This is a genomic window from Burkholderia pseudomultivorans, from assembly GCF_001718415.1.
GTDB lineage: Bacteria > Pseudomonadota > Gammaproteobacteria > Burkholderiales > Burkholderiaceae > Burkholderia > Burkholderia pseudomultivorans_A.
Window position 1 is genome coordinate 382,086 of sequence record NZ_CP013377.1, and the last position, 20,647, is coordinate 402,732.

14 protein-coding genes, 2 rRNA genes and 1 riboswitch are annotated in these 20,647 nt (G+C 65.3%); of the genes, 9 read left to right on the plus strand and 7 right to left on the minus strand.

Annotation, left to right across the window (positions count from 1 at the left end; genetic code table 11):
• Positions 1-257: 257 nt before the first annotated feature.
• The 3 genes from WS57_RS01675 (at position 258) to WS57_RS01690 (ending at position 5,187) form a co-directional block, all read left to right on the plus strand.
• Positions 258-3,138, plus strand: a 23S ribosomal RNA gene (locus tag WS57_RS01675).
• Between the two features lie 186 nt (positions 3,139-3,324).
• A 5S ribosomal RNA gene (rrf, locus tag WS57_RS01685) occupies positions 3,325-3,437 on the plus strand.
• Between the two features lie 325 nt (positions 3,438-3,762).
• Entirely contained in the window at positions 3,763-5,187 is a 1,425-nt protein-coding gene (locus WS57_RS01690; protein ID WP_009691531.1) for a DHA2 family efflux MFS transporter permease subunit, read from the plus strand.
• 138 nt (positions 5,188-5,325) lie between these two features.
• Here the strand turns inward: WS57_RS01690 and WS57_RS01695 are convergent, their stop codons facing one another.
• Together WS57_RS01695 and WS57_RS01700 are read right to left on the minus strand one after the other, a co-directional pair.
• Positions 5,326-6,915 (minus strand): inorganic phosphate transporter, encoded by a 1,590-nt coding sequence (locus tag WS57_RS01695; RefSeq protein WP_009691530.1) that lies wholly within the window; start codon positions 6,913-6,915, stop codon positions 5,326-5,328.
• 229 nt (positions 6,916-7,144) lie between these two features.
• On the minus strand, positions 7,145-7,729 hold the full coding sequence (locus WS57_RS01700; protein WP_059518200.1) for a histidine phosphatase family protein: 585 nt from the start codon (positions 7,727-7,729) through the stop codon (positions 7,145-7,147).
• A gap of 37 nt (positions 7,730-7,766) precedes the next feature.
• Positions 7,767-7,909: riboswitch (cobalamin riboswitch) on the plus strand.
• Positions 7,910-7,943: 34 nt separating this feature from the next.
• On the opposite strand from WS57_RS01700, the gene WS57_RS01705 reads away from it, so the two are divergent.
• Positions 7,944-8,153, plus strand: coding sequence for a CbtB domain-containing protein (locus WS57_RS01705; RefSeq protein ID WP_009691528.1), 210 nt, complete (start codon positions 7,944-7,946; stop codon positions 8,151-8,153).
• Positions 8,154-8,166: 13 nt separating this feature from the next.
• Complete coding sequence (locus WS57_RS01710; RefSeq protein WP_009691527.1) at positions 8,167-8,889, plus strand: CbtA family protein; 723 nt, start codon at positions 8,167-8,169, stop codon at positions 8,887-8,889.
• Positions 8,890-8,919: 30 nt separating this feature from the next.
• Here the strand turns inward: WS57_RS01710 and WS57_RS01715 are convergent, their stop codons facing one another.
• Positions 8,920-9,828, minus strand: a complete 909-nt coding sequence (locus WS57_RS01715) for a LysR family transcriptional regulator (RefSeq protein ID WP_009691526.1) — start codon at positions 9,826-9,828, stop codon at positions 8,920-8,922.
• 127 nt (positions 9,829-9,955) lie between these two features.
• Here WS57_RS01715 and metE point away from each other — a divergent pair, with 127 nt between their 5' ends.
• Complete coding sequence (gene metE, locus WS57_RS01720; protein WP_069243661.1) at positions 9,956-12,265, plus strand: 5-methyltetrahydropteroyltriglutamate--homocysteine S-methyltransferase; 2,310 nt, start codon at positions 9,956-9,958, stop codon at positions 12,263-12,265.
• 108 nt (positions 12,266-12,373) lie between these two features.
• Here metE and WS57_RS01725 read toward each other — a convergent pair whose 3' ends face one another.
• The 3 genes from WS57_RS01725 to speB form a co-directional block, all read right to left on the minus strand.
• Entirely contained in the window at positions 12,374-13,876 is a 1,503-nt protein-coding gene (locus tag WS57_RS01725; RefSeq protein ID WP_059518204.1) for a purine-cytosine permease family protein, read from the minus strand.
• 168 nt (positions 13,877-14,044) lie between these two features.
• Positions 14,045-15,370 carry an MFS transporter gene (locus WS57_RS01730; protein ID WP_009691522.1) on the minus strand — a complete coding sequence of 442 codons (1,326 nt, stop codon included), beginning with the start codon at positions 15,368-15,370 and terminating at the stop codon, positions 14,045-14,047.
• A gap of 54 nt (positions 15,371-15,424) precedes the next feature.
• Complete coding sequence (speB, locus tag WS57_RS01735) at positions 15,425-16,381, minus strand: agmatinase (RefSeq protein WP_040130989.1); 957 nt, start codon at positions 16,379-16,381, stop codon at positions 15,425-15,427.
• 139 nt (positions 16,382-16,520) lie between these two features.
• Here speB and WS57_RS01740 point away from each other — a divergent pair, with 139 nt between their 5' ends.
• Positions 16,521-17,432 (plus strand): LysR family transcriptional regulator, encoded by a 912-nt coding sequence (locus WS57_RS01740; protein ID WP_009691520.1) that lies wholly within the window; start codon positions 16,521-16,523, stop codon positions 17,430-17,432.
• 115 nt (positions 17,433-17,547) lie between these two features.
• On the opposite strand, the gene WS57_RS01745 is transcribed toward WS57_RS01740, so the two are convergent.
• Positions 17,548-18,012, minus strand: a complete 465-nt coding sequence (locus WS57_RS01745; RefSeq protein WP_009691519.1) for an Lrp/AsnC family transcriptional regulator — start codon at positions 18,010-18,012, stop codon at positions 17,548-17,550.
• A 134-nt stretch (positions 18,013-18,146) separates the two neighbouring features.
• Between WS57_RS01745 and WS57_RS01750 the strand changes: the two genes are divergently transcribed.
• Both WS57_RS01750 and WS57_RS01755 read left to right on the plus strand, forming a co-directional pair.
• Positions 18,147-18,767 carry a LysE family translocator gene (locus tag WS57_RS01750; RefSeq protein ID WP_040130991.1) on the plus strand — a complete coding sequence of 207 codons (621 nt, stop codon included), beginning with the start codon at positions 18,147-18,149 and terminating at the stop codon, positions 18,765-18,767.
• Between the two features lie 223 nt (positions 18,768-18,990).
• The gene (locus tag WS57_RS01755) at positions 18,991-20,583 is read left to right on the plus strand and encodes a S53 family peptidase (RefSeq protein WP_069243662.1); all 1,593 of its coding nucleotides are present in this window, start codon (positions 18,991-18,993) and stop codon (positions 20,581-20,583) included.
• Positions 20,584-20,647: the final 64 nt, after the last annotated feature.

The window sequence follows — 20,647 nt, forward strand, 5'->3', positions numbered from 1 at the left end:
AAAGCGAACCGAGGATTTGGCATTGGCGATTGAGCCAGTCAGAGTGATGCAGGAAACTGTATCGGCTGTCGTTCTTTAACAATCTGGAAGAAGTAAGTAATTTGGATAGCGGAAGCGTCTTTGAGATGGACGTGGAAACTATCCGGGTTGTGATTGTATCGATGTATCTCAAGATGATTCGAACTTCATTGTTCGACTCAATTTGGAATACGGCACAACGCGAGAACTCAACCTGTAACGAGACAGACTCGTTATAGGGTCAAGCGAACAAGTGCATGTGGTGGATGCCTTGGCGATCACAGGCGATGAAGGACGCGGTAGCCTGCGAAAAGCCCCGGGGAGCTGGCAAACAAGCTTTGATCCGGGGATGTCCGAATGGGGAAACCCACTCCTTATGGAGTATCCATGGCTGAATACATAGGCCATGTGAAGCGAACGCGGTGAACTGAAACATCTAAGTAACCGCAGGAAAAGAAATCAACCGAGATTCCCAAAGTAGTGGCGAGCGAAATGGGATGAGCCTTGTACTCTTTATTTGTATTGTTAGCCGAACGCTCTGGAAAGTGCGGCCATAGCAGGTGATAGCCCTGTAGGCGAAAACAGTATGAAAGAACTAGGTGTACGACAAGTAGGGCGGGACACGTGAAATCCTGTCTGAAGATGGGGGGACCATCCTCCAAGGCTAAATACTCGTGATCGACCGATAGTGAACCAGTACCGTGAGGGAAAGGCGAAAAGAACCCCGGGAGGGGAGTGAAATAGATCCTGAAACCGCATGCATACAAACAGTCGGAGCCTCGCAAGGGGTGACGGCGTACCTTTTGTATAATGGGTCAGCGACTTACGTTCAGTAGCAAGCTTAACCGTATAGGGCAGGCGTAGCGAAAGCGAGTCCGAATAGGGCGTTCAGTTGCTGGGCGTAGACCCGAAACCAGGTGATCTATCCATGGCCAGGATGAAGGTGCGGTAACACGTACTGGAGGTCCGAACCCACTAACGTTGAAAAGTTAGGGGATGAGCTGTGGATAGGGGTGAAAGGCTAAACAAACCTGGAAATAGCTGGTTCTCTCCGAAAACTATTTAGGTAGTGCCTCGTGTCTCACCTTCGGGGGTAGAGCACTGTCATGGTTGGGGGGTCTATTGCAGATTACCCCGCCATAGCAAACTCCGAATACCGAAGAGTGCAATCACGGGAGACAGACATCGGGTGCTAACGTCCGGTGTCAAGAGGGAAACAACCCAGACCGCCAGCTAAGGTCCCCAAATATGGCTAAGTGGGAAACGAAGTGGGAAGGCTAAAACAGTCAGGAGGTTGGCTTAGAAGCAGCCACCCTTTAAAGAAAGCGTAATAGCTCACTGATCGAGTCGTCCTGCGCGGAAGATGTAACGGGGCTAAGCCATATACCGAAGCTGCGGATGCGTGCTTGCACGCATGGTAGGAGAGCGTTCCGTAAGCCTGCGAAGGTGTCTTGTAAAGGATGCTGGAGGTATCGGAAGTGCGAATGCTGACATGAGTAGCGATAAAGGGGGTGAAAGGCCCCCTCGCCGTAAGCCCAAGGTTTCCTACGCAACGTTCATCGGCGTAGGGTGAGTCGGCCCCTAAGGCGAGGCAGAAATGCGTAGCTGATGGGAAGCAGGTCAATATTCCTGCACCGTCGTTAGATGCGATGGGGGGACGGATCGCGGAAGGTTGTCCGGGTGTTGGAAGTCCCGGTCGCTGCATTGGAGAAGGCGCTTAGGCAAATCCGGGCGCGGAATTCAAGGGTGTGGCGCGAGCTCCTTCGGGAGCGAAGCAATTGGAAGTGGTTCCAAGAAAAGCCTCTAAGCTTCAGTCTAACGATGACCGTACCGCAAACCGACACAGGTGGGCGAGATGAGTATTCTAAGGCGCTTGAGAGAACTCGGGAGAAGGAACTCGGCAAATTGGTACCGTAACTTCGGGATAAGGTACGCCCTTGTAGCTTGACTGGCCTGCGCCAGGAGGGTGAAGGGGTTGCAATAAACTGGTGGCTGCGACTGTTTAATAAAAACACAGCACTCTGCAAACACGAAAGTGGACGTATAGGGTGTGACGCCTGCCCGGTGCCGGAAGATTAAATGATGGGGTGCAAGCTCTTGATTGAAGTCCCGGTAAACGGCGGCCGTAACTATAACGGTCCTAAGGTAGCGAAATTCCTTGTCGGGTAAGTTCCGACCTGCACGAATGGCGTAACGATGGCCACACTGTCTCCTCCCGAGACTCAGCGAAGTTGAAGTGTTTGTGATGATGCAATCTACCCGCGGCTAGACGGAAAGACCCCATGAACCTTTACTGTAGCTTTGCATTGGACTTTGAACCGATCTGTGTAGGATAGGTGGGAGGCTATGAAACCGGAACGCTAGTTTCGGTGGAGCCGTCCTTGAAATACCACCCTGGTTTGTTTGAGGTTCTAACCTTGGTCCGTGATCCGGATCGGGGACAGTGCATGGTAGGCAGTTTGACTGGGGCGGTCTCCTCCCAAAGGGTAACGGAGGAGTACGAAGGTACGCTAGGTACGGTCGGAAATCGTGCTGATAGTGCAATGGCATAAGCGTGCTTAACTGCGAGACCGACAAGTCGAGCAGGTGCGAAAGCAGGTCATAGTGATCCGGTGGTTCTGTATGGAAGGGCCATCGCTCAACGGATAAAAGGTACTCTGGGGATAACAGGCTGATACCGCCCAAGAGTTCATATCGACGGCGGTGTTTGGCACCTCGATGTCGGCTCATCTCATCCTGGGGCTGTAGCCGGTCCCAAGGGTATGGCTGTTCGCCATTTAAAGAGGTACGTGAGCTGGGTTTAAAACGTCGTGAGACAGTTTGGTCCCTATCTGCCGTGGGCGTTGGATATTTGAAGGGGGCTGCTCCTAGTACGAGAGGACCGGAGTGGACGAACCTCTGGTGTACCGGTTGTGACGCCAGTCGCATCGCCGGGTAGCTATGTTCGGAAGAGATAACCGCTGAAAGCATCTAAGCGGGAAACTCGCCTTAAGATGAGATATCCCTGGAGGCTTGACCTCCTTGAAGGGTCGTTCGAGACCAGGACGTTGATAGGTCGGGTGTGTAAGCGCAGTAATGCGTTCAGCTAACCGATACTAATTGCCCGTAAGGCTTGATCCTATAACAAGTCTGTCTCGATAGCCGTTAGCGCTTCAGCGCTTACGGATATCGAGCGTCGAGTGCGAGGCACTCGACGTACTGCGGTTGAAGTACCGCGTATGTGTGAGATACAACCTCACAACCCAACCAAATTACTGCTTCTTCCAAGATTGGTTGCGCTGCGAAGCAACGCAACAACCCTCTTTGCCTGATGACCATAGCGAGTCGGTCCCACCCCTTCCCATCCCGAACAGGACCGTGAAACGACTCCACGCCGATGATAGTGCGGATTCCCGTGTGAAAGTAGGTAATCGTCAGGCTCCCTAAGCCAGAAACCCCCGCCCGATCAGGCGGGGGTTTTTGCATTTGTGCGACGGAAAAGGGCGCAGCAGCGCCGCTTTTAATTCAGTTTCAACGCGCGCGATCATCGTGCATCTACTGCTATCTTCGCAGTCGCGGCCCGCGCACTACCGAATTGAATCCATCCGCACGAAGTTTCGCGCGCAGCGACACGCTTGCGCCCAACGAAGGCCGGCAAAGCGAAGAATCGACGCTTCGGGGTAATATCGCGATTCGTGCCGATCCCGCGCTCTTTTGTCGCAGCGATCGGATCGGCGTCCCTGCATTCCGTCTACTGCCCCGTTCATGACTGCCAGTCCCGCCCCAGGTGATCGGACGACCGACTTCCTGCCGTATCTCGTCGCCGCGACCTTCTTCATGGAGTATCTCGACACGACCGTGATCGCGACCGCGCTGCCGCAGATGGCCCACACCTTCGGCGTCGGGCCGAATGCGCTGAGCCTCGGGATGACGGCCTACATGCTCGCGCTCGCGGTATTCATCCCGATCAGTGGCTGGGTCGCGGACCGATATGGCTCGCGTACGGTGTTCGGTAGCGCGATCGTCATCTTTACCGGCGCTTCCGTACTGTGCGGACTCTCCAACGGCGTGACCGCGTTTACGGCCGCGCGGCTGCTGCAGGGCGTCGGCGGGGCGATGATGGTGCCGGTCGGGCGGATGATCGTCGTGCGCAGCACCGAGAAGGCGCGGCTGATGCGCGCGATCGCGACGATCACGTGGCCCGGGATCGTCGCGCCTGTCGTCGGGCCGCCGATCGGCGGCTTCATCACGACCTACGCGTCATGGCGATGGATCTTCCTGTTGAACGTGCCGTTCGGCATCGCCGCGCTCGTCTGTACGTGGCTGATCGTCCGGAACACACGCGCCGACGAGCAGCGGCCGCTCGACTGGGGCGGCTTCGTGCTGGCGGGAGGCGCACTGACCTGCCTGCTGATCGGCACGGAAACCGCGGGCCAACAGGACGCGCAGTTCGCGCGCGCGGGCATGCTCGTCGGCGCGAGCGTGCTGTTCGGCATTGCCGCGTGGCTGCATGCGCGGCGTTGCGACCATCCGTTGCTCGACTTCACGACGCTGAAGGTGCCGACATTCTCGGTCACGGTGATCACCGGCTCGATCACGCGGATCGCGATCAACGCGGTGCCGTATCTGCTGCCGCTGCTGTTCCAGATCGGCTTCGGCCTGTCGCCGTTCCAGTCCGGCCTGCTGCTGCTCGCGAGCGCGCTCGGCAATCTCGGCATGAAGGCGGGGACGTCGTGGATACTCGATCGATTCGGCTTCCGGCGCGTCGCGCTCGTCGACGTCACGATCGCCGGCCTTTTCACGATCGCATGCGGCTGGCTGACCGCTTCGACGCCGCTGACGATCACGCTGCTCGTCGTATTCGTCTACGGACTCACGCGCTCGATGCAGTTCACGACGCTGGCGACGCTCGCCTATGCGGACATCCCCGCGCAACAGACGAGCGCCGCCAGCACGCTGTGGAGCGCCGCGCAGCAGATGACGATCGGGATGGGCATCGCGTTCGGTGCGCTGTCGCTGCGCGTGGCGGCATTGTTGCGCGGCGATGCGACGGGCGTGCACTACGTGCTCGACGATTTTCGCTGGGCGTTCGTCGCCGCCGGCGTGCTCGCGTTGCTGACGCTGCCGGGCTACGCGCGGCTTGCGACTAACGCAGGGGACCGGCTGCGGGCGAGCGCCGCGCGCGGGTAAGCTGGCGTGCGTTCGCGCGTGTAAAAGGCGTCCGGGCGGCCCAGCGGTGAACGCAAGGGTTTCACGAAATACGCGCCGGCATAATCGGCGAAGGCCGCATCGGAGCCGGAGGCGCAGCGAAGCCGCCGCGCTCAGCGATCAGGCCAGCGACCGGAACAGCCAGTAGAGCGCGCCGGCGAGCACGATCGAGGCCGGCAGCGTCAGCACCCACGCCAGCACGAGACTGCGCACCGTGCTCCATTGCAGCCCGGATCCGTTCGCGGCCATCGTGCCGGCCACGCCCGACGACAGCACGTGCGTCGTCGACACCGGCAAGCCGTAGGCATCGGCCGCGCCGATCGTCAGCATCGCGACGAGTTCGGCCGATGCGCCTTGTCCGTATGTCAGATGCTGCTTGCCGATTTTTTCGCCGACGGTCACGACGATCCGCTTCCAGCCGACCATCGTGCCGAGACCCAGCGCGATCGCGACCGCCACCTTCACCCAGGTCGGAATGAACTTCGTCGCATGGTCGAGCTGCTTGCGATAGTTGTCGATCGCGAGCTTGTCGTCGGCGGCGAACGCCGGTTGGCCGGCCTTCTCCAGCAGGCGAATCGCTTCGGATACGAGGTACATCGTGTTGCGCACGTTGTCGACGTCGCCCTGCGGCACGGCCGCCATCGAACCCGAGGTGCCGACCGCGCTCGCGAGCGACGTGGACAGTTGCTGGACGGCGGGAATCACGGCCGGCGTCAGCTCGCGGTGCTGGACGTAACGTTCGACGTCGGCGCGCGGATTCGCGGACGGTGCGACGCCGTTCGCGTACTTCCCGAACGTGGCGGCGGCCTGGTTCGCCACCGCGACGAAGGTCTGCGACTCGGCCGGCGTAACGGCCTTGTTCAGCGCATAGGCGGTCGGCACGGTGCCGATCAGGATCAGCATGATCAGGCCCATGCCCTTCTGGCCGTCGTTCGAACCGTGCGCGAACGACACGCCCGTGCAGGTCAGGATCAGCAGGCAGCGAATCCAGAACGGCGGCGGCTGGTCCTTCGGCGGCTCCTTGTACAGTTCGGGGATCCGCACCGCGGCCTTCAGCACGAGCAGCAACAGCGCCGCGCACAGGAAGCCGACGATCGGCGAGAACAGCAGCGACTTGCCGACGCCGAGCGCCTGGCCCCAGTCGACACCGCTCGTGCCGGACGGCCCGTGCATCAGCTGGTTCATCAGCCCGACGCCGATGATCGAGCCGATCAGCGTATGCGAGCTCGACGACGGCAGTCCGAAATACCACGTCGCGAGATTCCAGACGATCGCGGCAATCAGCAGCGCGAACACCATCGCAAAGCCGGCGCCGCTGCCGACCTGCAGGATCAGTTCGACCGGCAGCAGCTGCAGGATGCCGAACGCGACCGCGCCGCTCGAAATCATCACGCCGAGGAAATTCCACATCCCCGACCAGATCACCGCGACGTTCGGCGTCAGCGAGTGCGTGTAGATCACGGTCGCGACTGCGTTCGCGGTGTCGTGAAAGCCGTTGACGAACTCGAAGCCGAGCGCGATCAGCAGCGCGGCGCCGAGCATCAGGTACGGGAACAGCGAGCCTTCGCGAACCGGCGCGAGATCCGCGAACAGGTGAGTGGCGATATAGACGGCGCCGATCGCGAGCACCAGCAGGAATACGGCATAGCCGAGCTGCCGGGTGCGTTCGGGGGAGCCGGAACGGGCGGTGGACGAAGCGGGCTGATTCATGACGGCATCTCGTAAGGGAACCGCGTCCGATCCTAGCCTCGGCATTCAGTCACTTTGATGACAGCCGCGGCGCGCGACCACGTTCTTTACACGAATGAAAGGTTTCGGTGCGAGAGATTTCGTTGGCAAAACGAAAGAACTGGCATGAGGCGCTTTTCCCGCTTTCGACGCCTTTGCACACGGCGTCCGCGACGTGTCGAACGCAATCCGCCGGTTGTCGCGTTCGAGCTCACCCTGAACGGCGATCGGAGCGGTCGTCGTCCGCGATCGGCATCCAGCCCTCCGGCGTGTGCGCGAACGTCGTGCACGACAGCGGCGCGATGTCGATGCCCGACACGGTCCTCGCATCGGCGCGCAGTACGTTCGCGATCACGGCCCGCACGATCGTCGCGTGCGTGATCGCGACGATGTCGCGCTCATGCGGCAGACGGTTCAACCATGCGCCGGCCCGTCGCATCGCCTCGTCGAACGATTCGCCGCCGTGCGGCGATGCGGACGGATCGCCGATCCATGCGCGAAGCTCGTTCGGGCAATCGCGACCGAGATCCTGCAGCCGCTTGCCGCGCCAGCCTCCATAGTCGACCTCGCGCAGCATCGCGTCGATGTCGGGATGCAGCCCGAGTGCGTCGGCGGTCTGCCGCGCGCAGCGGGCGGGACTGCACAGCACGCGCGCGTCTGCGATGCCTGCGCGCCGCTCGCGGTGCGCGGCCGCTTCGGCCAGGCCGCGCGCATCGAGCGGCTCGTCGTCGGGAAACGTGCCGGTGCGCATCGCGCGGGTCGATGCGTGTGCAATCAGGCGCAGCAGCGCGGGCATGTCGGTGTCGGTCTCCGGATGGCGCGGCGGGCGGGCATGGGCTTCATGGCCCGGACGTTCGCGCGTACAATGCGCCCGATACGAAGCGCGGAAGCCGGTGAGAATCCGGCGCGGTCGCGCCACTGTAACCGCGGATCCCGCATCCCGGAAGTCAGACCTGCCTTCGTTGACCGTCCATTCATTGACCGGGGCGCGATTCCCCTGAGGTGCATCCATGAGCGAAGCAGTCCTGAAGCCGGCCGTCGCGCCGGTGCCCATTCCCGTCCGCGAACTGTTGCCGTGGGCCGTGTTCGTCGGCCTGATCCTGTTGCTCGCGCTTTACTTCGTCGGCGCGGAACAGGGCGCGACCTCGCTCGTGCCCGGCATGTACGTGCACGAGTTCGTGCACGACGGCCGCCATCTGCTCGGCTTTCCCTGCCACTGACGCGGAGTTCACGATGGTTGGAAAGCTGCTCATGCGGGGGATGCTCGCAGGCATCGCCGCGGGTCTCCTCACGTTCGGTTTCGCGAAGATCGTCGGCGAACCGCAAGTCGATCAGGCGATCGCCTTCGAAGAGAAACTCGATGCCGCCCACGGCGATGCGCCGGAACCCGAACTGGTCAGCCGCGACACGCAGGCCGGCATCGGCCTGCTGACGGGCGTCGTCACGTACGGCGCGGCCTTCGGCGGACTGTTCGCGCTGACCTTCGCGTATGCATACGGCCGCGTCGGCCGCATCGCCGCGCGACCGCTCGCCGCGTGGCTCGCGCTCGGCGCGTTCGTCGCGCTCGTGATCGTGCCGAACCTGAAGTACCCGGCCAATCCGCCGTCGATCGGCGACCCGGATACGATCGGCTATCGCACCGGCCTGTTCTTCCTGATGATCGCGATCTCGATCGCGACGATGGTGTTCTCGGTCAGCGTGCGTCGTCATCTGCTCGCGAAACTGGGCCACTGGAACGCGTCGATCGCCGCGGCGCTCGTGTTCGTCGCGATCATCGCGGCCGTGCAGTTCGGCCTGCCGTCGATCGACGAAGTGCCGGCGGCGTTCCCGGCGGTGCTGCTGTGGAAGTTCCGCGTCGCGGCGATCGGCATGCAGGCGATCCTGTGGACGACGATCGGCCTGCTGTTCGGCGCATGGGTCGAGCGCGGCGAACGCAGCGCGGTGCGCGCGGCCTGACGCCGGGCCGCCTCGGCCGACCGCGCGCGCCTATCGCAGCATGCGCGGCGCGTTCCACGTCGATTCGCGCGCCAGCGCGACGAACGCGGCCAGGTAGTCGATCGACGCGTCCGCTTCTCGGATGCCGAGGAAGATCTGCTTCGCGATTCCCTTCCTGCCGAGCTTGACCGGCACGACCGGCATCCGGTCCGCATATTCGTCGGCGAGCCATCTGGGCAGCGCGGCCACGCCGCGCCCGCTCGCGACCATCTGCAGCATGATGTCGGTCGTCTCGATCGACTTGTGCCGCTTCGGCACGATGCCGGCCGGCGTCAGGAACTGGTTGTAGATGTCGAGCCGATCCGTTTCGACCGGATAGGTGATCAGGATTTCGTTGACGAGCTGGTCGGGCGTCACGTAGTCGGCCGTCGCGAACCGGTGCGCGTCCGCGACCACCAGCACCTGCTCGTAGTCGAACACGGGATCGAAGCGCAGCCCCGGCTTGTTCAGCGGATCGGGCGTCACGAGCACGTCGATGTCGTAGCCGAACAGCGCGCCGATGCCGCCGAACTGGAAGCGCTGCTTGACGTCCACGTCGACGTCCGGCCAGCGCGACAGGTACGGCGACACGACCTTCAGCAGCCACTGGTAGCACGGATGGCATTCCATCCCGATGCGCAGCGTGCCGCGCTCGCCCTTCGCATACTGCTTCATCCGCTCCTCGGCCAGCTCGAACTGCGGCAGCAGCCGGTTCGCCAGCTTCAGCAGATATTGCCCGGCCTGCGTGAGTCGCAGCCCGCGCCCCTCGCGATCCCAGATGGCGGTGCCGAGCTGCTGCTCGATCTTCTTCACGGTATGGCTGAGCGCCGACTGCGTCACGCACAGCGCATTGGCGGCCGCGGTCAGCGAGCCCTGGCGCTCGACTTCGCGGATCACGACGAGATGGAATCGCTCCAGCATGGATTTCGCCCGCTTCGCAGATATATGAACAGATTTAATGGATGAATGAAATAATGCCATTTTATTTCATGGGTTGAAATCCCTATCATGGCTGCCGACTCATTCAATTCTTCTGGACGGCAGCTTCATGGTTACGACCCACAATCTCGGCTTCCCGCGCATCGGCGCCCGGCGCGAACTCAAGTTCGGTCTCGAACGCTACTGGAAGGGCGAGTCGTCGCGCGACGAGCTGAAGGCGCTCGGCGCCGAGCTGCGCCGGCGTCACTGGCACGACCAGCGCGACCTGGATCTCGCACCGATCGGCGATTTCGCGTTCTACGACCAGGTGCTCGACATGAGCTTCACGCTCGGCAACCTGCCGAAGCGCGTGCAGGGCTTCCACGGCGACACGCTCGACAACTATTTCCGCGTGGCGCGCGGCCGCTCGGCGCAGTCCGCCGAAGCGCAGTCCGCCGAAGCGCAGGCCGGCTGCTGCGGCGGCGTCGCGGCCGGCGAAATGACGAAGTGGTTCGACACGAACTATCACTACATCGTCCCGGAATTCCATGCCGACACGAACTTCTCGCTCGATCCGTCGCGCCTGCTGCAGCAACTGGCAGAAGCGCAGGCGCAGGGCGTGAACGCGAAGCCCGTGATCATCGGGCCGGTCACCTACCTATGGCTCGGCAAGTCGAAGGACGACTCGGACCGCCTCGCGCTGCTGCCGAAGCTGCTGCCGGTATACGGCGCGCTGCTCGACACGCTGACCGCGCAGGGTGTCGAATGGGTGCAGATCGATGAACCGATCCTCGTCACCGAGCTCGATGCCGAATGGCAGGCGGCATTCAGGACCGCGTACGCCGCGCTCGAGACGCGCCGCATCAAGGTGCTGCTGGCGACGTACTTCGGCCAGCTTCAGGACAATCTGGCGCTTGCCGCGTCGCTGTCGGTCGACGGCCTGCATGTCGACGCGATCAACGCGCGCGACGAGGTCGACGCGCTGGCTCGCGAGCTGCCGGCCGGGCGCGTGCTGTCGGTCGGCGCGATCAACGGCCGGAATATCTGGAAGACCGACCTGGGCGCCGCGCTCGACTGGCTGGAGCCGCTCGCGAATCAGCTCGGCGATCGTCTGTGGCTTGCGCCGTCGTGCTCGCTGCTGCACGTACCGGTCGATCTCGCGAGCGAACAGAAGCTCGACGCGGAGATTCGCTCGTGGCTGGCGTTCGCGCTGCAGAAGCTCGACGAGCTGAAGGTGCTGGCGACCGGGCTGAACGAAGGCCGCGACAAGGCGGCCGACGCGCTCGCCGCGAATGCCGCGGCGATCGCGTCGCGCCGCAGCTCGCCGCGCGTCAACAATCCGGCCGTGAAGGCCGCGCTCGCCGGCATCGATGCGCGGCTCGGCAAGCGCGTGAGCCCGTACCCGCAGCGCGCGCGCAAGCAGTCGGCGCGCCTGAACCTGCCCGCGTTCCCGACGACGACGATCGGCTCGTTCCCGCAGACCGGCGAAATCCGCCACGCACGCAGCCAGTTCAAGGCCGGCGCGCTGGACGAAGCGGGCTACCGCGCCGCGATGCAGGCCGAGATCGAACGCAGCGTGCGCGAGCAGGAAGCGCTGGAGCTCGACGTGCTCGTGCACGGCGAAGCCGAGCGCAACGACATGGTCGAATACTTCGGCGAGCAGCTCGACGGCTACGCGTTCAGCCAGTTCGGCTGGGTGCAGTCGTACGGTTCGCGCTGCGTGAAGCCGCCGATCCTGTTCGGCGACATCAGCCGTCCGAAGGCGATGACGGTCGAGTGGATCACGTACGCGCAGTCGCTGACGAACAAGCCGATGAAGGGCATGCTGACCGGCCCCGTGACGATCCTGAACTGGTCGTTCGTGCGTGACGACCAGCCTCGCTCGGTGTCGTGCTACCAGCTCGCGCTCGCGATTCGCGAAGAAGTGCTCGATCTCGAGAAGGCCGGCGTGCGCGTGATCCAGATCGACGAGGCCGCGCTGCGCGAAGGGCTGCCGCTGCGCCGCGCACAATGGGGCGAATACCTGGAGTGGGCGGTCGAATCGTTCCGCATCACCGCGAACGGCGTGCAGGACGATACGCAGATCCACACGCACATGTGCTATTCGGAGTTCAACGACATCATCGCGTCGATCGCCGACATGGATGCCGACGTGATCACGATCGAGACGTCGCGCTCGGACATGGAGCTGCTCGACGCATTCGACGACTTCAGGTATCCGAACGAAATCGGGCCGGGCGTGTACGACATCCACTCGCCGAACATCCCGACGCAGGATCACATCGTCGGGCTGATGAAGAAGGCGGCCGAACGGATCCCGGCGGAACGTCTGTGGGTGAACCCGGACTGCGGGCTGAAGACGCGCCAGTGGGCGGAGGTGATTCCGGCGCTGACCAACATGGTCGCCGCTGCGAAGACGCTGCGCAGCCAGCTGCAGTAACGCGGGCGCCGCGCGCCTGAACTGCCGCAACGGCAAAGGCGCGCCGCGCCGCACAGGTGCGTGCAATCGGCCGCGGGCGCGCCGCGCCGATTGCGGGAATTCGCTGCGTTACACGCGTTCCGGTCGCGCGATGCCGGCTGCGGCCTCCGGCGACGGCGTCTGCGCAATCACGCGGCGCTCGCGTTCGAGATCGAGCGAGCGCGACAGCAGGGCATACACGGCGCCTGCGACGATCAGCCCGACGAGCCATGCGAGGTCGACGCCGCCGAGCATCCGCGCGAACGGGCCGACGAACACCTCGCGGTTCGCTTCCGCATCGAAGATGTAGAAGAACGGCACCATCGCCGCGAAGCCCACCAGGTACGCGACGATGCCGCGCGGTTGCCATGCGCCGTAGAGCCCGTCGGGCGTGAAGAAATGCGCGATCGCATAGTGGCCGCGTCGCACGAAGAAATAGTCGACGAGGTTGACGGCGGTCCACGGCACGAGGAAGTACAGCATCAGCGTCAGGAACGTCTGCAGCAGCGCGATGCCGTTGCCGCGGATCGCGAACACGCAGGCGAGCACGAACGCGCTGATCGCGACGATCGAGGCAATGCGCGCACGACGCGTCGGCTGGATGGGCACGATCGAGTCGATGCCGGTCAGCACGGTCAGCATCGCGCTGTACGCGTTGAGCGCGATGATCGGCAGGAAGCCGACCAGCGACACGATCGCGATCAGCTTGCCGAGGCCCGGCACCAGCGACGCGCCGACGTCGTTCATCGCGACCAGCGCGTCGGCCGCATGCAGCTTCTGCGCGAGCCATGCGCCGAGTCCGATCATCCACGTGCCCGACAGCGACGCGCCGGCGAAGATCACCGCGATCAGTTTCGCGCGGCTCGTATGCTTCGGCAGGTAGCGCGAGTAGTCGGACACGTAGGGCGCATACGAAATGTTGTAGCTTGCGGCGATCGCGAACTGCGTCGCAAAGCCGATCCAGTTGAAGCCCGGCGCAGCGGCGGGCGCGGCGGCGGCGCTCGCGGGCGCCGCATGGCCGAACGCGAGTGCGAGCGTGACGAGCGCATAGAGCGGCAGCGTCGCGATCAGCGCCCACTTGAAGGTGCGATGCATCAGGTCGTGGCCATAGATCGCGAGCAGCGCGCCGACCGCGACGGCCGCGATCGCGACGAAGCCGCCGTCGATCCCGAATACGTTATGCACGCCGTCGACCATCAGCGACACGTTGACGACGTTGAAGCCGACGAACACGAACAGCGTCGCGAGCAGCGCGACGATCACGCCGCGATAGCCGAACTGTGCGCGCGACTGGATCATCTGCGGCAGGCCCATCTCCGGCCCCTGCGATCCGTGAAATGCCATGAAGATCGTGCCGAACATGATGCCGAGCGCGCCGGCGAGCGTCGTCCAGCCCGCGGACAGCCCCATGCCGGGCCCGACGAAGCCGATCGAGATCGTGAAGAAATGGAAGTTGCCGAGAAACCAGAACGGGCCCTGGCTCGCGAGTTTCGCGTGGCGTTCGTTTTCGGGGATGTAGTCGATCGAGTGATGCTCGATCGCGAGGCCGGCCGATTCGGCGTGGCCGAGACCAAGGGTGTCGGGGCGGTTCATGACGCAATGTCTCCTGGGTCGCGCGCGGTTCGCCGATGCGACCGCGCGCGCCGGCCCGCCGCGATGCTCGCGCGGCAGGCGATGAATGTTTGTGTGGTGACGAAAAGGGCGGCGCGGCGCGCCGCCGGGCGACCGGGCAGGCGCGCTGCCTGCCCGTGGCGCCGCGTGTTACGCGGTGCGTGCGGTGCGCGGCAGCGCGTCGGACGTGTCGCGCGGCGCACCGGCGTCGTCGATGCCGACGCGGCGCGAGATCAGCCACACGCACAGCGACGACAGCAGCGCCGCGCTGGTGTACTGGATCGCGAGCGGCCACCATTGCGGCGCGGTGTTCTGCGCGATGACGGTCGCGACGAGCGGCGTGAGGCCGCCGGCGAGCGCGCCGCACACCTGGTAGGCGATCGAGATCGCCGTGTAGCGGATGCGCGCGACGAAGATGCCGCTGACGAAGCCCGCGACGACCGAGTAGTAGCCCGATTCCGCGAGCGTCGCGAGGCCGACGCCGACCGTGATCGACAGCGGCGTGCCCATGTGCACGAGCGGCAGCATCACGAACGGAACGATCGCGGCCCACGCGCCGGTGATCAGCAGCACGCGCGTCGTGCCGAAGCGCTGCGCGAAGAACGCGGCCGCGAGCTGCACGACGAACTGCAGCACGGCGACGATCGTCATGCACTGCAGCACCATCGACCGGTCGAGCGACAGGAACTGCGTCGCGTAGCTGATCATGAAGATGTTGCTGAAATACACGCCGGCGATCCCGTACACGTTCGCGCCGATCGCGAGCAGCAGCAGCGGCCAGTACTTCAGCGCCTCGCGCACCGGGTTGCGTGCGGTGTCGCCGCGCGCACGCACTTCCTCGAACTCGGGCGATTCCGACACGCTGGCACGGATCACGAAGCCGACCGCCAGCAGCACCGCGCTCGCGAGGAACGGCAGGCGCCAGCCCCAGCTCATCAGGTCTTCCTTCGGCAGCGTGCTGATCGCGCCGAACGCGAGCATCGACAGGATCAGGCCGCTAGCGCTGCCGAGCTGTGCGAACGACGCGAAGAAGGTGCGCTTGCCTTCGGGCGCATGCTCGCCCGCCAGCAGCACCGCGCCGCCCCATTCGCCGCCGACCGCGATGCCTTGCAGCACGCGCATCAGCACCAGCAGGATCGGCGCGATCACGCCGGCCTGCGCGTGGGTCGGCAGCAGGCCGATCGCGACCGTCGACACGGCCATCAGCATCAGCGTCGCGAGCAGCGAGCGCTTGCGGCCGAAGCGGTCGCCGAGATAGCCGAACATCACGCCGCCGAGCGGCCGCGCGAAGAAGCCGACCGCGAACGAGCCGAACGACGCGAGCAGGCTGATGAAGCGGTTTTCGCCGGGAAAGAACAGCGGCCCGAACACGATGGCGGCGGCGGTCGCGTAGCTATAGAAGTCGTACCACTCGATCGTGGTGCCGACGAACGACGCGAGCGCCGCGCGCTTCGGTTGCTTGACGGAAGTCCCCATCTTGCGTGTGCTCCTCTGGAATCCTCTGATTTGGAATGGGTGGCGGCGCCGGGCTCAGTCGCGGTACGCGACGCCCGGCAGCACGCACAGCAGCTCGTACGCGAGGTTTGCGCCGAGCAGCGCGGTGGTGCCGAACGGGTCGTACGGCGGCGCGACTTCGACGAGGTCGCAGCCGACGATGTTCAACCCCTTCGCGCCGCGGATGATCTCGAGCGCCTGCGGCACCGTGAGGCCGGCGATTTCCGGCGTGCCGGTGCCCGGCGCGTAGGCCGGGTCGATGCCGTCGATGTCGAAGCTGATGTAGACCGGCGTGTCGCCGACGCGGGCGCGCACTTCCTCCATCAGCGGCGCGAGCGACTGGTTCCAGCATTCCTCGGCCTGCACGACGCGGAAGCCCTGCTCGCGGCACCAGTCGAAATCCTCGGCCGCGTAGCCGGTGCCGCGCAGGCCGATCTGCGTGACCTTGTCGCCGTGCAGCAGGCCTTCCTCGACCGCGCGGCGGAACGGCGTGCCGTGCGCGATCTTTTCGCCCATCATCGTGTCGTTGACGTCGGCGTGTGCATCGACGTGGATCAATGCGACCTTGCCGTGCTTGCGGTGGATCGCGCGCAGGATCGGCAGCGCGATCGTGTGGTCGCCGCCGAGCGTGATCGGCTTGCAGTCGTGCTTCAGGATCGCGTCGTACGCGTCCTCGATGCGCGCGATGGAATCGTGCAGGTTGTACGGGTTGATCGCGACGTCGCCGATGTCGGCGACCTGCAGCGAGTCGAACGGCGCGGCGCGCGTGGCCATGTTGTACGGGCGCAGCAGCACGGACTCGGTGCGGATCTGGCGCGGACCGAAGCGCGCGCCGGTGCGGTTCGAGGTGCCGAGGTCGAACGGCACGCCGACGAAGCACGCGTCGAGGCCTTCGGCGCTCGGCACGTGCGGCAGGCGCATCATCGTGGCGATGCCGCCGCAGCGCGGCATTTCGTTGCCGCCGAGCGGCTGGAAGCGGGGGGTGTCGTTCATGGGGTGTCTCTTCCGATGTGGGGTTGCCGTATCATTCGACGCGGCGTGGCGCACAGTTTTACGCGCTCCGGCTGCAAAGAAGAATGCGAAGATATCGACGTAAACATCGATTTCCATCGATGTATGCAAGGGGAATAGCGTGCTGGGGAATCTGTCGACCCTCGATCTGCGGTTGATCCGCGTGTTTCTCGCGGTCACCGACGCGGGCGGCGTGTCGGCCGCGCAGGCCGTGCTGAACGTCGGCCAGTCGACGATCAGCGCGCAGCTGTCGTCGCTCGAGACGCGGCTCGGCTACCGGCTCTGCGAGCGCGGCCGCAGCGGCTTCCGGCTCACGCCGAAGGGCGAGCGGTTCCATGCGATGAGCCGCAAGCTGCTCGCCGCGCTCGACGAATTCGGGATGGCCGCGCGGCACATGGACCGCCAGCTCGTCGGCACGCTGCATATCGGGCTGATCGGGCACACGCCGGTCAGCCAGAACGCGCGGATCGCCGAGGCGATCGCCGCGTTCCGCACGCGCGACGAGGCGGTGCGCTTCTCGATCTCGGTGCGCGCGCCCGGCGATCTCGAGGAAAAGCTGCTGAGCGACGAGATCCAGATTGCGGTCGGCTATTTCTGGCATCGCGTGCCGTCGCTGCATTACACGCCGCTCTTCATCGAGCGGCAGGTCGCGTATTGCGGCCGCGGCCATCCGCTGTTCGAGCGCGCCGGCGCGCTGACGCCGGCCGACGTGGCCGGCTTCGAATGGGCGTGGCGCTCGTATCCGCTGCCGGAGGCGCAGATGTCGACCACGCCCGACCGCGTGACCGCGACCGCCGACAACATGGAGGCCGTCGCGCTGCTGATCCTGTCCGGTCACCACCTCGGCTACCTGCCGCAGCACTTCGCGGCGCCGTACGTCGCGCAGGGGCTGCTCGCGCCGCTCAATCCCGAGCGGCTGCACTACGACGTGACGTTCCACATGGTCGTCGCGCGCAACGGGCGCGGCAATCCGCTCGTCGAGGCGTTCCTCGAGGATCTCGAACACGCGCACCAGGCGCCCGACGCCGTCTAGGGCCGACAGCGTCAGCAACTGTCACACGGCGGGGAGCGGCGTCACGCATCGACCGCCAACGATGTGACGCGCGGGCGCGACAGCCCGTGGGCCGCCGGCTCGGGCGCGGGCCGCTTCACGGCACCGGCAGGCCCGCATCGTGCTTGATCTCGCGCAGCGACAGCGCCGACTCGATCGACGTCACGCCCGGCAGCATCCGCAGCGAATCGCGCAGGAACGTGCCGTAGTCGTCGAGGTCGCGCGCGACGACCTGCAGCAGATAGTCGGCGGTGCCGGCCACGTTGTGGCACGACAGGATCCGCTCGATGCCGAGCACCTCGCGCTCGAAGCGGTCGGCGACCTTGCGGTCGTGCGTCGCGAACCGCACCAGCACGAACGCGACGACGCCAAAACCGAGCGCCTGGCGCGACAGCTGCGCGCGGTAGCGCTCGATGTAGCCGTCGTTCTCGAGGCGCTTCAGGCGCCGCGCGCACGGCGTTTCGGACAGGCCGACGCTGTCGGCGAGGCGCGCGATCGGCAGGCGGCCGTCGCGCTGCACGGCGGCAAGGATCGCGCGGTCGGTTTTGTCGAGCTCGGTCATGTTGGCGGATTCCATGTTTTGATGGCGTGATTGTGGAGGATTCCGCTATCGATCGCCAGTTTTGGGTCGAAGATAGCCAATAATCCCTCGTTCGTCAGCGGCAAACTATCGTCGTTGACGGACGGGGGCAAGCCATGATTTCCACGCATTTGCTGTTGATTTATCTCGCCGCGCTGGCGGCCATCTATGCGGTGCCGGGGCCCGACATGGCGCTCGTGCTGCAGACCAGCATCGGGCGCGGCGTGCGGCCCGGGATCGCCGCGGCGGCCGGGTTGTCGCTGTCGCGCAGCGCGCACGTGACGCTGTCCGCGTGCGGCGTCGCGGCGCTGATCCGCAGCGCGCCGTGGCTGTACGAAGTGATCCGCTACGGCGGCGCGCTCTATCTCGGCTACGTCGCGATCCAGGTGTTCCGCTCGCCGGTGTTCGACGTCGGCGGCGGCGAAGCGGCGGCCGGCGCCTTGCGACAGTCGTTCGTGAAGGGGCTGCTGACCAACCTGCTGAATCCGAAGGCGCTGCTGTTCTGCTCGGTGCTGCTGCCGCAATTCGTGCGGCCGGAGGCCGGGCCGGTCGTCTGGCAGATGTTCGCGCTCGGCGCGCTGCTGGTCGCGGCCGGCGTCTGCTTCGATCTCGCCTGCGTGTTCGGCGCGTCGCGGATCGCGTCGTGGATGCGCGCGCATCCGCTCGCGCAGACCGTGCAGCGCTGGACCTTCTCGGCGGCGCTGATCGGCTTCGCGCTGCGCTTGTCGATGGACTGAGCGCCACGGCAGCGCAGTGCCCGTTGCGCGCGAGACGGCTTTCCGGGCCGGCCTCGCGGCCCTCCCGCCGCACAACGGTGTGCGCGCAAATCATCTGACTGTTCTAAACTTCCTGTGTCTTCGCGCTGCGTCGAACCCGACTGACCGAACGGAACCGTCTTCCGCCGGCCCTGTCCGAATTCCTGGCTGTTCCGTGCAACGCGGTACCAAGGAGGGTCTGAACATGGCAAGGCATCTTCACGCCGACCGTGAACCCCGCATCGTCGCCGACTCCAAGTGTCTCGGCCCGTGCGATCCGGCAGAACGCATCCACGTCACGATCATGTTGCGGCGGCAGGAAGAAGGGCAACTCGACACACTGACTCACCAGCTCGCCACCGGCGACGCGCAAGCCAGGCCGCTGTCGCGCGAGGCGTTCGCGCAGCGGTTCTCCGCCAATCCCGACGACATCCGCAAGACCGAGGACTTCGCGCACCGTCATCAGCTGACGGTCGATCGCGTCGATCCGGTCGAAAGCGTCGTCGTGCTGTCCGGCACGATCAAGCAGTTCGAAGCCGCGTTCGGCGTCACGCTCGAGCGTTTCGAGCATCATGCGATCGGCCAGTATCGCGGCCGCTCGGGCCCGATCGCGCTGCCCGACGAGCTCGGCGACGCCGTCACGGCCGTGCTCGGCCTCGACAGCCGCCCGCAGGCGCGGCCGCACTTCCGGATGCGTCCGCCGTTCACCCCCGCGCGCGGCGCGGCGGCCGGCGTCACGTTCACGCCGCCGCAGCTGGCGTCGCTGTACGGCTTTCCCGCCGGCGACGGCGCCGGGCAATGCATCGCGATCATCGAGCTGGGTGGCGGCTATCGCGCGGCCGACATCGCGCAGTATTTCCGCGGGCTCGGGATCACCACGCCGCCGACGCTCGTCGACGTGAACGTCGGCACCGGCCGCAATGCGCCGACCGGCGAGCCGAACGGCCCGGACGGCGAGGTCGCGCTCGACATCGAGATCGCCGGCGCGATCGCGCCGGCCGCGAAGATCGCGGTCTACTTCGCGCCGAACAGCGACGCGGGCTTCATCCAGGCCGTCAACGCGGCCGTCACCGACACGACCAACAAGCCGTCGGTGATCTCGATCAGCTGGGGCGGCCCGGAAGCGATCTGGCAGGCGCAGTCGGCGCAGGCATTCAACCGCGTGCTGCAGGCGGCCGCCGCGCAGGGGATCACGGTGTGTGCGGCGTCCGGCGACAGCGGTTCGGGCGACGGCCTGCAGGACGGCGCCGATCATGTCGACTTCCCCGCATCGAGCCCGTACGTGCTCGGATGCGGCGGCACGCAGCTCGACGCGCTGCCCGGCCAGGGCATCCGCAGCGAGGTCGCGTGGAACGACGAGGCGTCGGGCGGCGGCGCGGGCGGCGGCGGCGTCAGCACGATGTTCGACGTGCCGGCATGGCAGCAGGGGCTCGCCGTGACGCGCGCCGACGGCAGCAGCGCGCCGCTCGCGAAACGCGGCGTGCCGGACGTCGCCGGCGATGCGTCGCCGCAAACCGGCTATGAAGTCTCGATCGCGGGCACGACCGCCGTGATGGGCGGCACGAGCGCGGTCGCGCCGCTGTGGGCCGCGCTGATCGCGCGGATCAACGCGGCGGCCGGCGCATCGGCCGGCTGGATCAATCCGACGCTGTACAAGAATCCGGGCGCGCTGCGCGACATCACGAAAGGATCGAACGGCACCTATGCGGCCGCCGCGGGGTGGGACGCCTGCACGGGGCTCGGCAGCCCCGACGGCGCGAAGCTCGCCGCGATCCTCGCGCGCAAGCCGTCGAGCTGACGGCCGCGATACACGCCTTTTCGTTCGACGCGGGGGCCCCCGCGTCTTTTCTTACCTCCAGGAG